Origin of the sequence: Acinetobacter pollinis (assembly GCF_015627175.1) — a bacterium.
GTDB classification, from domain to species: Bacteria; Pseudomonadota; Gammaproteobacteria; order Pseudomonadales; family Moraxellaceae; genus Acinetobacter; species Acinetobacter pollinis.
The window spans coordinates 1-14,996 of the sequence record NZ_VTDQ01000001.1; the positions used below are offsets into that span (position 1 = coordinate 1).

Genomic DNA, 14,996 nt, shown 5'->3' on the forward strand with positions numbered 1-14,996 from the left:
GTACTTAACTGGCTTTTTTTACAAGAAACTTAGTCTAATGTTTGAATACTAAAACCAGCTTCATTCGTTAGCTGTGTGAATGTAGGAAAACTTGTTGCTACTGTTTCTGTACCATGAATAGTAATTGCTTCACTTGCACGCAAACCTGCGATACTAAAACTCATTGCAATACGGTGATCGTGATGAGATTGAATTTCTGCACCCTTAAAAATAGGATCCCAATTTCCAGTTTTACCTTTACCTTCAATGACAATACCATCAGGAGTCGGTTCACACTGGATACCCATAGCTTGTAAACCATCTGCCATGACTTGAATACGATCAGATTCTTTCACGCGTAACTCTGCTGCACCTGTAAGTACAGTTTGTCCTTCAGCGCAAGATGCCGCAACAAAGAGTGCAGGAAATTCATCAATTGCTAAAGGTACCTGATCTTCAGGAATATGTATTCCTTTTAGAGTTTGTGTTCCACGAATACGAATATCTGCAATTGGTTCACCGCCTGCAATCCGCTCATTTAGAACAGTAATATCTGCACCCATCTGTTTTAAAATTTCAATAACACCTGTTCTTGTTGGATTAATACCAACCGCTTCAAGTGTAACATCTGAATCTTTACAAATAGCCGCACCTACCATGAAAAATGCAGCAGATGAAATATCTGAAGGCACTTGAATGTTCGTACCAACTAATTTTCCACCACCGACTAAACTAATTCTATTTCCTTCAGTTTTTACTTCATAGCCAAATGCACGAAGCATACGCTCTGTATGGTCGCGTGTTGGTTCAGGCTCAGTTACTGATGTTTCACCCTCAGCCCAAAGGCCAGCAAGTAAAATACCTGACTTTACCTGTGCAGATGCCATTGGTAAATCATACTGAATACCTTTTAAATTCTGTTTACCTGTAATACTTACAGGAGGTGTACCTTTTTCACCTGTAGTTTGAATCTGTGCACCCATTAAACGCAGTGGTTTAGCAATACGCTCCATCGGACGCTTAGATAAAGAAGCATCTCCAGTCATGACTGTATCAAACTGTTGTGCAGCAAGCATGCCTGAAAGTAAACGCATACTTGTACCTGAGTTACCCATATAAAGTGCTTTTTCTGGTGCTTTCAGTCCAGACATTCCCACACCATGAATCGTAACATGACCATTTTCTGGTCCTTCAATTTTTACGCCCATGTCTTTAAAAGACTGTAATGTAGCCAATGCATCTTCACCTTCAAGGAACCCCGTAACTCGTGTTGTCCCTTCTGCAATTGCACCAAACATAATTGAACGATGTGAAACCGACTTATCTCCCGGTATGGAAAAAGTCCCCTTAAACTGATGATCTTTAGGCAAAATTGTAAATTTCTGAGTCACTGATACGTTCTCCATCACTGTCTTTTTTGTGAGCATATGATTAAAATGTTGTCTGGCGGCTTGGGCATGCTCTAACAGCCCCATTAATGCCTGAGAATCATCTTGTTCGATAATACGGCGAATAACTTTTAATTGAGCATCAAATCCATCTACGGCATCCAAGATAGACTTTTTATTTGAGAAGAAAATGTCATGCCACATTTGGGGATCAGATGCGGCTATGCGTGAAAAATCTCTAAACCCACCCGCCGCATAACGAAATATATCTAAATTATCTTCACGACTTGCAAGTTGCTCTACTAAATTAAATGCCATTAAATGTGGCAAATGACTGGTATGTGCAAGTACTTCATCGTGCTTTTGAACATCCATACAAATGACTTCGGCATCTGCAGCTTTCCAAAGTTGTGTAAGCTTTGCAACAGCCCACGGCGCACTTGTTTCCAAAGGTGTTAAAATCACTTTATGGTGTGCGAACAAATCAGCTTTTCCTGCATGCACCCCTGTGTTTTCACTACCAGCAATCGGATGACCTGGCACAAACCCTTCAGGCAATGCCTCTCCAAATACCGCTTTTGCCGCCTCAACAACATTTGCTTTGGTGCTACCTACATCTGTAAGAATAACATTTGCATTTAAATAAGGCTGAATCGTACTTAAAATATGTGCTGTGGCACGTACAGGTAGTGCAAGAACAACCAAATCTGCACCTTTTACAGCTTCAATTGCATCGGTATATCCTGCTTCAATTAAACCCAATGCTTTCGCATCTTCCAAAGTTTTCTCAGATCTTGTCGATGCCACAACAAGCTTTGCTAGTTTTTTCGCATGAATGACACGTGCTAGGCTAGATCCAATTAATCCCAAGCCAATAAAAGCAACTTTTTCAAATAATACAGGTGTCATGTGATTGCACCCGAAATTTTTACTAACACCATGAATATCCTATACTTTCTAACACGGACTTTATCTTAAATTACAGCAAGTGGATAAGAACCTAAAATGCGAAGTTCTTTCGCCAGTGGTCTAATTTCATCAATCGCTGCCTTTACATTTTCTTGATCAATATGACCTTCTAAATCAATAAAGAAGATATACGTCCATTTTTCATGTAGGTCTGGTCGTGTTTCTATACTCGTTAAACTAATACGGTGTTTCGAAAAAGGCTCTAAAATTTCAAGCAAAGCGCCCGAACGGTTATGGGCTGAAATAAGTAAAGAAGTTTTGTCATTGCCACTTTGTGGAATCTTTTCACGACCGATCACAAGAAACCTTGTTGTATTCTCAGGATTATCTTCAATATTGTTATGTAGAATTTCTAAACCATAGGTACTTGCAGCCACATCGGAAGCAATTGCAGCAGAATGCCATTCACTACGAATACGGCGAGCTGCCTCAGCATTTGAACTTAAAGCCACACACTCTACACCAGGATAATTTGCTTCTAGCCATTGACGGCATTGTGCCAATGCTTGTTGATGCGCATAAATTTGCTTAATGCTGTCTTTGCGCGTGTGCTCAGAGACTAAAAATTGATGATGTATTCTTAGCTCTACTTCACCAATCACATTTAAATGTGAAGATTTAAAACAATCCAACGTATGATTAACCACACCCTCAGATGAGTTTTCTACAGGTACTACACCGTAGTGTGCAATTCCAGCTTCGACTTCACGAAAAATTTCATCAATGGTTGTTACTGGACGTACTACCGCGTCTTGTCCAAAATGTTTTAAGGCAGCAGCTTGGGTAAACGTTCCTTCAGGCCCTAAAAATGCAATACTCTGTGGTGCCTCTAGCGCCAAACATGCAGACATAATTTCACGAAATAAGCGTGCTACCGTTGCATCAGACAATGGACCTTCATTTCTTTCCATAACCTTACGCAACACCTGTGCTTCACGCTCAGGACGATAAAACAATGGGTTATCTTCTTCTGCAAACTTAGCATGTGCAACTGCTTCTGCTAAAGATGCACGGCGATTAATCAAAGCATGAATTTGCTGATCAACACCATCAATATCTGAACGAATTTGATCTAAATTTAAAGAAGTTTTCTTTTGACCGTCATGACCCATTTGAAATCATCCCACACATATATAAATAAGCATTCATGCAAGTATAACCATATTCAAATCAGAAGTGCTATTTGCATTCACTAAAAATTCGAATGATGTTTTTATTGGACTTTAATAATGAAAATGATTATCTTTTATAAAAACACAATTTAAGAATAATATGAACTCTCCTAAAAAGCATAGACTTAACACATTATTTTTATGTGGCTTATTCAGTCTTACTCCAATGAGTTACGCTCAAGACCCTATGCAAATTACAACAAAAAGTACGCAAAGCACTTCTTTTAATATGCTTTCAGCATATACACATCAACAATATCAAATTGATATCTATTTTCCCCCTAGCTCAAACTTACCTTCCGAAGGCTACCATGTCCTCTATTTACTTGATGGCAATGCTGTTATAGAGAGTGCCAAAACGCTTACAAATATTTTAACGACCTCATCTAAATCTTCAGCAAATACCACTCCCGTCGCCCTCGTTTCAATTGGTTACATCACTGCAAAAAATGGATTTAATACTGTACAAAGAGCATTAGACTATACTCCCACACCTAATACTCAACAATATGCTCGTCCACCTACCGTATTTGGTGGTGCACAACTATTTAGTAAATTTATCGAAAAAGAGCTTCAACCTCGTATTGAACATGAATATTTTATTAATACTCAAGCTCAAGCCATTTATGGTCATTCGCTAGGCGGTTTATTTGTTTTGAACCTACTATCTCAAAAAAATCATTTATTTAATCGATTTATTGCTGCTAGCCCCTCCATTTGGTTTAACCAATATGAAACCATCAACAAACCTTTTAAATTAAAAAATAATCAAATGCTTATGATTACTTTTGGTTCAAATGAAGGTGCTGGACCCAGCGGAGATACAGTTCATCATGCAAAAGAGATGAGAGATAAGCTATTTTCAAGTTTAAAAAATACAGACAATACGTGGACATATATACAACCTGGCGACCAACATATTATGAATCTTTATTCAACACTTCCCAAAGCCATTTTACTCACAAGTTGTAACTCTCTAGTAGCATGTCATGAACAACTTGATCCACAATAATGACTTCTCAGAACTGAAACTGATATATTAAAAGTAGATTCTGCAGAAAAATCTTATTTATGAATACTAAGCGCAACTTATACAAAGATTTAGAACATCCTTTTGCACAATACATTCGTATTATTGGCAAAGGCAAGACAGGTTCACGCTCACTTACCCAAGAAGAAGCCTACAATGCTTTTCGTTTAATCTTAGAAAAAGAAGTGCTAGATGTTCAAGTTGGTGCTTTTTTGATGTTACTTCGGGTTAAAGAAGAATCAATTGATGAGCTGACAGGTTTCGTTCAAGCCACCAAAGATAAACTTGAATTTTCACCAATAAATGTAGATTTAGACTGGCCATCTTATGCTGGAAAACGCAAGCATTATCCTTGGTTTATTCTTTCTGCACTTACACTAGCACATTATGGCTATCGTATTTTTATGCATGGTGCATCAGGTCATACTATCAATCGAGTGTATACAGAAGAAGTTCTTGAATATCTTGGTTTCCCTATCTGTCACACACAAACAGATATCGAACAACAACTCAATCAACGATCATTTGCTTACCTTCCTTTAGAACAGCTTTCACCTACCCTAAACGACCTGATTCAATTGAGAAATGTCATGGGTCTTCGCTCACCCATTCATACACTTGCTCGCCTTATTAATCCATTTAATGCAAAAGCCACACTACAATCTATTTTTCATCCTGCCTATCGAAACTCACATCAACATGCTGCGTTAAATTTAGGGTATCAAAACAGTGCTGTTATTAAAGGTGAAGGCGGAGAGTTTGAACGAAATCCAGATGCAAAAACACTTATTTGCGGTATCAAAAATGGTCAACTTTATGAACATGAACTTCCTAAACTCACCCCTGACCGTAGTCCAACAGAAGAATTTCTAGATCTCGCTTTCTTTAAAGACGTCTGGGAAGGTAGAGCCACACACCCCTATGGTGAAATGGCAATTATTGAAACTATAGGCATTGCACTATATACGATGCAAAAAGCTGAAAGCTTTGCAGAAGCAATGCAAACAGCAACACACTTATGGAAAAATAGACAACAAACTTAAGTGAATCGAATCGGTCTTGGAGATGAGTCGTCATCACAAACATCTCCTTCCTTTTTCTTACCCTTATCGATATAACCTGTCCGTTCATCTTCTGGTAAATGGGTATATTCCCAAGCCAGTACAGCTTGCATGCATGTTTCTCTTTGCTCTTTGGAAAGTACAATACCGTTTGGCCATTTTCCAATTTCTACAGCTGTTTTTAACCGCTTTACAATATCAGCATCTAAAACAGATAACATTTGCTCTATATTCATTCATCTTCCTGTTGCTGTAATGCTTCAAAATCTTGATTCCACCCTAACTTCGTACGACATGCCATATAAAAATCATATCCAGGTGGATGCAATAAATTCAACTTAAATGGATACTTACGGATATGTAGCGATTCACCATCGTTTAATGAAACACTCGGTTGACCATCGGCACTCACCATCGGCATCCAACGTGACTCTCTCGCTGTAATTTTAATCTCACTTTGATCGCCGACGATAATAGGACGTGAAGACAATGTATGGGGATGCATGGGTACCAATGAAATTGCTTCCATACTTGGATGGATAATAGGGCCTCCTCCAGACAATGCATATGCTGTAGAACCTGTTGGTGTGGCAATAATTAACCCATCGCTATGTTGTCTATAGACAAAATGGCCATCTATTTCAAGTTCAAAATCAATCATATGCACAGACTTTCCAGAATGTAGCACGATATCATTTAAAGCAATTGCTTGATATAAAATCTCATCTTCTGCACGAATTTCTAATTCTAATAAAAACCGACGATCTAATAAAAATTTTCCTTGTAAAACTTGGTCTAATTTTGCCAAAACATCTGAAGGCTTAATATCTGTCAAAAAGCCCAATCGACCTCGGTTCACACCTACAACAGGTGTATTATGTTTTACCAGTGCACGTGCAGCATGTAGTAGAGACCCATCTCCTCCAACCACAATTACTAAGTCTGCAACCTCACCCATCATTTTTCGACTGATCATTTGACAATCTTGATAAGGTACAAGCTGTGCTGTTTCTTCATCAAAAATAGGATGTAAGCCCAATTTAATTAAATGGTCATGAATTAAACACAACGTACTTACTACAGCAGATTTGTCTGGTCTACCAATGAGTCCAATGTTGCGAAACGACTTATGGGAAATCTTCACTAAATTCAGCGCTCCGTACAAGAATAACTTTATAATAACATGTACATTTCATCAAAAACATGTTGCAACATGATGGGTTGCTTCCTGTTTTCTCGGATATTTTTTGTATCGTTACCGCAATAATTATTGCAAAATGTGAAAAACATTCGCATGATTATAGGGTTTGTCTCGGATAGCTTATCACTTTTTATGAAGTCGCAACGTGGTCTTAGTTTTTTTCTAGTCATCTTTTTGATACTAGTCATTGTTGGTTGTATTGCCTTTAGTTTCTATATTATTCGTTTAGATAATGTTATCCGCTCAAAATTTGAGGGGCAACGTTGGGATATTCCTGCAAAAGTCTATGCACGACCATTAGAAATTTATAACCAAGCTCCTGTCAGTGAAGCCAACTTAATTCAAGAGCTAAACATGCTCGGTTATCATAAAGCAGATAACTATGAGCATCCAGGTTCATATGTCCTCAAAGGGAACAATGTTTTAGTACATACACGTGGTTTTGACTTTGGCGACAGTAATGAACCAGAGCAAGTTCTTGACTTAGCATTTGCACAAGATGAAATCGTAAATGTTAAAACAACAAAACCTTCTGAAACAGGTATGACTCGTCTCGAGCCATTACTGATTGGCGGTATTTACCCTCAGCATAATGAAGACCGTGTACTCATAAAATTACAAAATGTACCTCAGCCTCTTATTAATGCATTAATTGCAACAGAAGACCGTGACTTCTATACACACCATGGGATTTCCGTTCGTGGTACGGGACGTGCTATTTTCAGTAATATCACAGGTGGACGCAGACAAGGGGGATCTACCCTTACCCAACAATTGGTTAAAAACTTTTTCTTATCGCCTGAACAAACGTATAAACGTAAAATTAATGAAGCGTTGATGGCTTTTCTGTTAGAAATGCATTACAGCAAATCAGAGATATTAGAAACCTATCTAAATGAAGTACATTTAGGTCAAAACGGTAACTATTCCATTAATGGCTACGGTCTTGCATCACAATTTTACTTTGGTCTACCACTACGTGAGCTTAATATTTCGCAACAAGCCTTCTTGGTTGGTCTAGTTCAAGGGCCATCTTTATATAATCCATGGCGTAATCCAGAGCGTGCAAAAGAAAGACGTAATGTCGTACTCAATAATATGCTTACTACAGGCTATATTACACAGCAACAGTACGATACTGAAGTTGCTCGCCCACTTGGTGTTATTGATAAACCGTCTCTAGGGCCAACAAAATTCCCAGATTTCATGGATATTGTACGCCGTCAACTGCGTGCTGAATATCAAGATTCAGACCTAACAAACCAAGGACTCAGAATCTTTACGACCTTAGACCCCGTAGCACAAACCAATGTTCAAAATGCGTTTAAAGATAGTGTTGAAAATCTTACAAAACGCAATCCACGTGCATTAAACGATTTACAAGGTGCAGTACTTATTCAACGACCAGATAATGGTGAGCTTGTTGCAGCCGTGGGTTCATCGCAAGATTTTACAGGATTTAACCGTACGATTGATGCAAAACGTCAAGTGGGTTCTCTACTGAAACCAGCAATTTATATTAATGCCATTGAATCAGGTCGTTATAACTGGGCAAGCTTAATTCCAGATAGTTCAATTAGTATTAGTGCAAATGGTAAAACTTGGACACCTAAAAACTATGGTGGTGGTGAACATGGTATGGTACCTATGGTACAAGCCCTAGAACACTCCTATAACCTTGCAGCAGTACGCATGGGTCAAGAATTTGGTGTGCCTGCATTTATAAATAACTTACGTAAGTTTGGCGTAACCAGTGATATTCCATCTTATCCTTCAACATTTCTTGGTGCTATTAATATGTCGCCAATGGAAGTGCTTAGTATCTATGGAAACTTTGCGACAGGTGGGTTTAAATATCCAACTAAATCTATTCGTGCGGTAGTTGACCAAAATGGTAAAGTACTCGACCGCTATGGCTTAAATGTACAACAAACCATCGATCCTGCAGCTGCTTATGTCTTAAACTATGGATTGCAACAGGTTATGCGCTCAGGTACAGGACAAGCTGCTTATCGCAGTTTACCAAGCAATCTAAATCTTGCAGGAAAGTCTGGTACAACAAATGATGCACGAGACTCATGGTTTGCAGGTTATTCTGGCAACTATGTTGCTGTTGTTTGGTTAGGTCTAGACAATAATAAAATTACTGGATTAACAGGTTCATCAGGTGCTTTACCGGTATGGACGAATGTAATGAAGCAATTGCATCAGCAACCCGTAAATTTAACCCAGCCTGATGATGTGCAGTGGCAATGGATTGACGTAGCTACAGGTAACCTTTCTGCTCAAGGTTGTAGTAACGCTATGTATATTCCTCTTTTAGCCGGACATGTACCAACACAATCAACATCATGTGCAATGCCAAATCAATTCATACCAGACAGCAATGCATCTGCACCAGCTACATCTTCAGATGATCCTTTGGAAAATCTTATTCAACAAACGACCGAAGATCGTTCTAATAATAATGCTACCCCTACTTCGCCACCACAGGTGATTTCATCGGGCAGTTATAATTAATTTTTGGAGAACATAAATGAGATTAAAATTATTAACGAGTAGCTTAATGCTACTCGGTATGGTGGGATGTAGCCAACTTCCAAGCTTACACCATAGTCAGCAACCAACAAGAACAACAACAGCACCTAAAATTGACGCTGAGCCGATGACTCCACCGACTCAAGTCAAACAACCGAATACTGGTGTAACAACTACGCCTTATAATCCGGGTGAGATTAAGCATGAATCTATGCCTATTCCACAGCCACAGCCACAGCCACAGCCACAGCCACAGCCACAGCCACAGCCACAGCCACAGCCACAGCCACAGCCACAGCCACAGCCACAGCCACAGCCACAGGCTCCATTACCTACACCAAAACCTCAACAACCGATTAGTAATACAATTACAGTCAGCAATGCACAGCCACCTGCTTTTCGTAATTTAATTAACCAGTCACAAATTGCTTATCAACAACAGCAACTAGACAAAGCCGAACATTTAGCTATTCTAGCTCAGCGAATAGCACCACAAGCTTCAGGAAGCTATGTCATGCTTTCAAGAATTGCTTTGCAGAAAAAACAGTTTTCACAAGCCCAATCTCTTGCACAAAGAGGTATGATTTTCGCACCAGATAAAACAACCAAAAAGCAATTTTGGCAGGTTATTTCTAAGTCTGCTCAACAGCAACATAACAATGATTTAGTAAACAAAGCAGAAGCGGCAATAAACAACTTAAACTAAAACGCTGATACACCTGCAACACCGTAGGCCTGAAAATCTTGTGCGGTTTTTAGGTCATTCGGTGTTAATCCTCCTAATGCAAAAACCAAAGCGTGTGTTGCTTTTGTCAAACTTTGAAAGTTACTCCACCCCAGTGGCTGAGCGTTGATATGGGTATTCGTTTTTTGTACAGGACTAATAAAAATAGCCTCGCACCCTATACGCTGTGCCATACTTATACTTTCTAAGTCATGACATGCAGCAATATAGCGACACCCCATGACTAAATCTTTTTTTGTTAAACTGGCAAGTTGACTCTGTTTAATATGAATCGCATTCAGTTTTTTTTGTTTATCTAAATCTAAATTCTTGGCAATTTCTATATTTACAATTATTTTATTTAAATATATCTCTTCTAAATCGTTTATTTCATCAAAATTTGCGTCTCTTAAATATACAATTCGATCTGACGGCAGATGATAAACATCCATGCATTCATGACTAATTTTAATATAATGAGGCCAAAGTAATCTTTCTAAAATGATATCGTTTGCTTTAGGAAAGTTTAATGAGGTTAGATCAGACCTAGAGTACCATGTCCATGGATCTTGAATACTGCCTAGAAGCTGATCTGGAATAAAACTGTAAAATAAATATAGACGAACAATAATATCATCATACTCATGATAAATTTCATCCCACGCAAACCACTCATCAACTTCAATACCTACTTCTTCAAAAATCTCACGCTTACAAGCAGATATAGGGGTTTCGTGATGTTCTATCTTGCCACCTGGAAATTCATTTTTGTTTCCTTGATGTTGTTGTTTATCTCTCCAGCCAACTAACACACGACCATGTGAAAAAAGCAATCCAATGGCAACTTTGACTTCAGTCTTGCTCATATTGTAATCCTCCATCATTCTCGACAAATTTTACATATTGTAACTGGTTCAAAGTTTTTTATAAAAAAGCACAAATTATAATTGACAGTATTATTCGATAATGATTATCATTTAAAACATTAGCCAACTTCTCAACTCCACGGAGAATTAGAAATGAACGCACCGTTTAACTTATTTACTCGCAGCACAGAATCAAACCAAAATCTACCAATGCTTCATTCGAATAATTTATTTGCTTTAGGTCGTGAAATTCGCATTATGCATGCGGGAGAGGAATATCGCTTAAGACTAACTCGTAACAATCGTCTCATATTAACAAAATAAAATTACGGATTACGAGTAGCGTAAAATAACGTGGGAAAGCAGTAATATACAGGTGTAATTACTGCTTTTAGAACTTTAACTTAAAGGCACAACTCGAAGTACTTCCTCTATTGAAGTCGTACCTAGTAAGACCTGTCGAGCACCAGCTATACGTAATGGCTCAACACCTTCTTTTTTGGCTTGTTCTTTAATATCAGAGAGTTTTGCATTATCACTTACCAGTTGTTTCAATGAAAACGACATTGGCATAAATTCATATAATCCTACACGGCCTTTATATCCTGTATGTCTACATGTATCACACCCTACAGGCTCGTATAAGCGACTAGGTTTTTCGATTTCATAACCTGCTGTGAGTTGCTCCCATTCAGGCTCATTAATAGATACTTCCTTTTTACACGAACATAATCTTCTAACCAATCGTTGAGCTAATACACCTAAGAGTGTCGCAGAGCTTAAAAATGGTTGAATACCCAAATCATGTAATCTCGTTAAACTTGATGGTGCATCATTCGTGTGAAGTGTAGATAAAACTAAATGCCCCGTGAGTGCCGCTTGAATTGCCATATCTGCTGTATCTTTATCTCGAATCTCACCAATCATGACAATATCTGGATCTTGTCGCATAAGTGCACGAATTCCATCTGCAAAGCCTAAATCAATATTGGCATTGACTTGCATTTGGTTAAAGCTATCTTCTTGCATCTCAATTGGGTCTTCAATGGTACATACGTTCACATCATCCGTTGCCAACTTCTTTAAAGATGAATAAAGTGTTGTGGTTTTACCCGAACCTGTAGGTCCTGTAACCAAGATAATACCATGCGTATTGCTGGTTAACGTTTTCCACTGATCCATAAGCTTTTCATCAAAGCCTAATTGCTGGAAATCTCTTACCAGTACTTCAGGGTCAAATACCCTCAGTACCATTTTCTCGCCCAAAGCTGTTGGTAAAGTTGCTAAACGCAACTCTGTTTCTACACCTCGTGGTGTACGGGTTTTTAGTCGCCCATCTTGTGGTTTTCTCTTCTCTGCTACATTCATACGACCTAAAATCTTAATACGTGCAATTACCGCATTTAAGGTATTTGCTGGCATTTGATAAATCGTATTGAGTACACCATCGATACGGAACCTCACTTTTCCTTTTTCTTTTCTTGGCTCTAAGTGAATATCACTGGCACCCTGTTCAAACGCAAACTGCAAAACCCAATCTACAAGTTTTACAATATGTTGATCATTTGCATCAGGATTTTGATTCTGCATATCTCCAATTTGAAGTAGAGATTCAACAGCCCTATTTTCATTTTTTTGGTTCTTTTCAGAAGAAAAAACAGCTCGACTTACCTGATAATATTCAACCAAATATCGTCTGAGTTGTTCAGGCGTTAATAATGCAAGTTTAATTTTTTTGGGTTTAACAATATGTTCTAAACTTCTTATCCAATCTGTCATGAATGGTTGATCAGTACCAATCGTTACTTCATCATCATTCACATCAACTGCAAGTAAGTTGTTATGAATTGCAAACTCTTCAGACATAATCTTTGTTAAAGATTCAACATCGGATTTTAAAGGATCAATAATAAATAATGGAATATTTGCTTTCTTGGCTAGCCATTGGCATAGATTAACCAAGTTTAATTTTTGCGAAGTATTCTGTTGATTTGATAAGTTAAATTCAGCAATCCACTGGAGAGGGTGTAAACTCAAATGTTCTTTTTTACGATGGGTTGTTTGAATGAGAATCTTATCTCGTTCACTCACTAAACCATCTTGCATTAAATGCTCTAAGCACCACTGTAAATCAATTGAATAAGAATAGTGGTGACTTGACGAACGAGTGTACATAAATAATCCCGAAAAATAATGAGCCGAGTAAATGTAATTAAATGTGTGCTTTCAATTGCACAAAATTTCAAGCATTTGGAAGATAAGATTCACATTAATCATTACACTCATATCTTTCAAGGTTGAAAAGTATCAATTTATTTAAAATTAACGTGATTTATTACTAATTTTACTAAAATACTGTGCAAATACTCACAACAAAAACATTTTCTTCTTTCACCTGAAATTGAACATTTAGTTGATCAAAACTCATACCATAAAGACGTTGTTCATCGTGCTGATATGCAGGCCGAGGATCTAAAGCAAGCACTTGTTCAAGCGACTCAATTATTTTTAAAGTTGTTAAACCATCTACAATGAGTGATTGACATTGTTGACTTGCATTGTCACTCCAAATCACTGGTTTTATTGGAGGTTGTATATCTGCATAACCACTTTGAGCATTATCAATCGCATCAGAATAGTGAATATACGGTTTAATATCTAAAATAGGTGTGCCGTGGAGTAAATCACTTCCCATAACATAAACTCGAAGTTCTTTTCCAACACACTCAATTCGATTCAATTGAACTACCGACATCCCTATAGGCGCAGGTCTATACATACTTCGTGTGGCAAAAACCCCTTTTCGCTGATTTCCTCCTAAACGAGGAGGTCTAACCTGTGGTCTAAAACTCGATTGATTTAAGTTTTTATTCTCATGAAAATGCCATAATAGCCATAAATGACTAAATTCTTCGATTCCCTCAAATGCAGAAATATTATTGTATGGGGCACATAACTGAATATATGTTTCAATATTCACTAAATTGGGTTGCCTAGGTATACCAAATTTCTCTCGAAACGGCGAATGCATCATACCAATGACGGGGAATTGAATCGGTTCAAAAGCTTTCATCACTTTTTCTTATAAAGACAATTAAATATATTCAGTTTATAGGGATTAATTTTAGATTAAAATAGAAACCGTTTTTAATATTCATAATTGGACCTTTACATGGCTGCTTTTAACGTTGAACGTATCACTCACGTTCACCATTGGAATGACACATTATTTAGCTTTAAAACAACACGTGACCAAAGTTTACGCTATAAAAATGGTCAGTTTGTCATGATTGGCCTCCAAGTGAATGGTAAGCCTTTGATGCGTGCTTATTCGATCGCAAGTGCAAATTACGAAGAAGAACTTGAATTCTTCTCAATTAAAGTACCTGACGGGCCACTCACATCAATTTTACAAAAAGTACAAGTTGGCGATGAGATTTTAGTTTCAAGAAAACCAACAGGTACACTTGTTCATGATGACTTACTACCAGGGAAAAACCTCTATTTATTGTCTTCAGGAACAGGTTTAGCTCCTTTCTTATCTATTATTCGCGATCCTGAAACATATGAACGTTTTGAGAAAGTCATTGTGGTTCATGGTACACGCTATGTGAGTGAGCTTGCCTACCAAGATCTTATTTTAGATGAGTTACCAAACCATGAATTCTTCCAAGAGTTGGGTGTGCAAGAAAAGCTTGTTTACTACCCAACAGTAACTCGTGAAGAGTTCCATACTCAAGGCCGTGTAACGACAGCCATTGAAACTGGCGAATTATTCGAAAAGATCGGTTTACCTCGCTTCAATCGTGAAACAGATAGAGCAATGCTATGTGGTAGTCCAGCATTCTTAAAAGATGTTGCTACGTTACTAGATGAACATGGTCTAAAAGAGTCACCACGTATGGGTGAAATGGGTGACTATGTTATCGAACGTGCTTTTGTAGAAAAATAAAATTTTTCATACAAGAAAGCCGATGTTCTACATCGGCTTTTTATTTTTAGCGAGAATAGACTTGTCCTAAGTGCTATTTTTCTGCACAATCCCCTGTTTTGCACATACATTAACGA

Annotated in this window: 13 protein-coding genes; 6 read left to right on the forward strand and 7 right to left on the reverse strand. The window is 37.9% G+C overall.

What is annotated here, in order from left to right; all coding sequences use genetic code 11:
* Positions 1-29: 29 nt before the first annotated feature.
* Together I2F23_RS00005 and pheA are read right to left on the reverse strand one after the other, a co-directional pair.
* Positions 30-2,276 (reverse strand): bifunctional prephenate dehydrogenase/3-phosphoshikimate 1-carboxyvinyltransferase, encoded by a 2,247-nt coding sequence (locus I2F23_RS00005; RefSeq protein WP_195770559.1) that lies wholly within the window; start codon positions 2,274-2,276, stop codon positions 30-32.
* A 65-nt stretch (positions 2,277-2,341) separates the two neighbouring features.
* Entirely contained in the window at positions 2,342-3,448 is a 1,107-nt protein-coding gene (pheA, locus tag I2F23_RS00010) for a prephenate dehydratase (RefSeq protein ID WP_195770560.1), read from the reverse strand.
* Positions 3,449-3,608: 160 nt separating this feature from the next.
* On the opposite strand from pheA, the gene I2F23_RS00015 reads away from it, so the two are divergent.
* Positions 3,609-4,520, forward strand: a complete 912-nt coding sequence (locus tag I2F23_RS00015; protein WP_195770561.1) for an alpha/beta hydrolase — start codon at positions 3,609-3,611, stop codon at positions 4,518-4,520.
* A gap of 59 nt (positions 4,521-4,579) precedes the next feature.
* Positions 4,580-5,581 (forward strand): glycosyl transferase family protein, encoded by a 1,002-nt coding sequence (locus I2F23_RS00020; RefSeq protein ID WP_195770562.1) that lies wholly within the window; start codon positions 4,580-4,582, stop codon positions 5,579-5,581.
* Here I2F23_RS00020 and I2F23_RS00025 read toward each other — a convergent pair.
* Complete coding sequence (locus I2F23_RS00025; RefSeq protein WP_195770563.1) at positions 5,578-5,835, reverse strand: YeaC family protein; 258 nt, start codon at positions 5,833-5,835, stop codon at positions 5,578-5,580. The two genes, I2F23_RS00020 and I2F23_RS00025, sit on opposite strands and share 4 nt — an antisense overlap.
* Positions 5,832-6,743 (reverse strand): NAD(+) kinase, encoded by a 912-nt coding sequence (locus tag I2F23_RS00030; protein WP_195770564.1) that lies wholly within the window; start codon positions 6,741-6,743, stop codon positions 5,832-5,834. The genes I2F23_RS00025 and I2F23_RS00030 overlap by 4 nt, the downstream gene beginning before the upstream one ends.
* A 189-nt stretch (positions 6,744-6,932) precedes the next feature.
* Here I2F23_RS00030 and mrcB point away from each other — a divergent pair, with 189 nt between their 5' ends.
* Together mrcB and I2F23_RS00040 are read left to right on the forward strand one after the other, a co-directional pair.
* On the forward strand, positions 6,933-9,320 hold the full coding sequence (mrcB, locus tag I2F23_RS00035; protein WP_195770565.1) for a penicillin-binding protein 1B: 2,388 nt from the start codon (positions 6,933-6,935) through the stop codon (positions 9,318-9,320).
* Positions 9,321-9,336: 16 nt separating this feature from the next.
* Positions 9,337-10,044 (forward strand): flagellar basal body L-ring protein FlgH, encoded by a 708-nt coding sequence (locus I2F23_RS00040; RefSeq protein ID WP_195770566.1) that lies wholly within the window; start codon positions 9,337-9,339, stop codon positions 10,042-10,044.
* Here I2F23_RS00040 and I2F23_RS00045 read toward each other — a convergent pair.
* On the reverse strand, positions 10,041-10,928 hold the full coding sequence (locus tag I2F23_RS00045) for an NUDIX domain-containing protein (protein ID WP_195770567.1): 888 nt from the start codon (positions 10,926-10,928) through the stop codon (positions 10,041-10,043). The two genes, I2F23_RS00040 and I2F23_RS00045, sit on opposite strands and share 4 nt — an antisense overlap.
* Positions 10,929-11,081: 153 nt before the next feature.
* Here I2F23_RS00045 and hemP point away from each other — a divergent pair, with 153 nt between their 5' ends.
* Positions 11,082-11,252 (forward strand): hemin uptake protein HemP, encoded by a 171-nt coding sequence (gene hemP, locus I2F23_RS00050; protein WP_023273815.1) that lies wholly within the window; start codon positions 11,082-11,084, stop codon positions 11,250-11,252.
* A gap of 75 nt (positions 11,253-11,327) precedes the next feature.
* On the opposite strand, the gene I2F23_RS00055 is transcribed toward hemP, so the two are convergent.
* Both I2F23_RS00055 and tsaA read right to left on the reverse strand, forming a co-directional pair.
* On the reverse strand, positions 11,328-13,103 hold the full coding sequence (locus tag I2F23_RS00055; RefSeq protein ID WP_195770568.1) for a GspE/PulE family protein: 1,776 nt from the start codon (positions 13,101-13,103) through the stop codon (positions 11,328-11,330).
* A gap of 172 nt (positions 13,104-13,275) precedes the next feature.
* A complete protein-coding gene (tsaA, locus tag I2F23_RS00060; protein WP_195770569.1) occupies positions 13,276-14,001 on the reverse strand; it encodes a tRNA (N6-threonylcarbamoyladenosine(37)-N6)-methyltransferase TrmO in 726 nt (241 codons plus the stop codon).
* A 99-nt stretch (positions 14,002-14,100) separates the two neighbouring features.
* On the opposite strand from tsaA, the gene I2F23_RS00065 reads away from it, so the two are divergent.
* Complete coding sequence (locus I2F23_RS00065) at positions 14,101-14,880, forward strand: ferredoxin--NADP reductase (protein ID WP_195770570.1); 780 nt, start codon at positions 14,101-14,103, stop codon at positions 14,878-14,880.
* The last annotated feature ends 116 nt before the right edge of the window (positions 14,881-14,996 follow it).

Bases quoted from the DNA above. Each gene is read 5' to 3' on its own strand.
- I2F23_RS00020 (WP_195770562.1), top strand. From the start codon at position 4,580: ATGAATACTAAGCGCAACTTATACAAAGATTTAGAACATCCTTTTGCA.
- I2F23_RS00015 (WP_195770561.1), top strand. From the start codon at position 3,609: ATGAACTCTCCTAAAAAGCATAGACTTAACACATTATTTTTATGTGGC.
- I2F23_RS00040 (WP_195770566.1), top strand. From the start codon at position 9,337: ATGAGATTAAAATTATTAACGAGTAGCTTAATGCTACTCGGTATGGTG.
- tsaA (WP_195770569.1), bottom strand. From the start codon at position 14,001: ATGAAAGCTTTTGAACCGATTCAATTCCCCGTCATTGGTATGATGCAT.
- I2F23_RS00025 (WP_195770563.1), bottom strand. From the start codon at position 5,835: ATGAATATAGAGCAAATGTTATCTGTTTTAGATGCTGATATTGTAAAG.
- I2F23_RS00055 (WP_195770568.1), bottom strand. From the start codon at position 13,103: ATGTACACTCGTTCGTCAAGTCACCACTATTCTTATTCAATTGATTTA.
- I2F23_RS00005 (WP_195770559.1), bottom strand. From the start codon at position 2,276: ATGACACCTGTATTATTTGAAAAAGTTGCTTTTATTGGCTTGGGATTA.
- I2F23_RS00045 (WP_195770567.1), bottom strand. From the start codon at position 10,928: ATGAGCAAGACTGAAGTCAAAGTTGCCATTGGATTGCTTTTTTCACAT.
- I2F23_RS00065 (WP_195770570.1), top strand. From the start codon at position 14,101: ATGGCTGCTTTTAACGTTGAACGTATCACTCACGTTCACCATTGGAAT.
- pheA (WP_195770560.1), bottom strand. From the start codon at position 3,448: ATGGGTCATGACGGTCAAAAGAAAACTTCTTTAAATTTAGATCAAATT.
- mrcB (WP_195770565.1), top strand. From the start codon at position 6,933: ATGAAGTCGCAACGTGGTCTTAGTTTTTTTCTAGTCATCTTTTTGATA.
- hemP (WP_023273815.1), top strand. From the start codon at position 11,082: ATGAACGCACCGTTTAACTTATTTACTCGCAGCACAGAATCAAACCAA.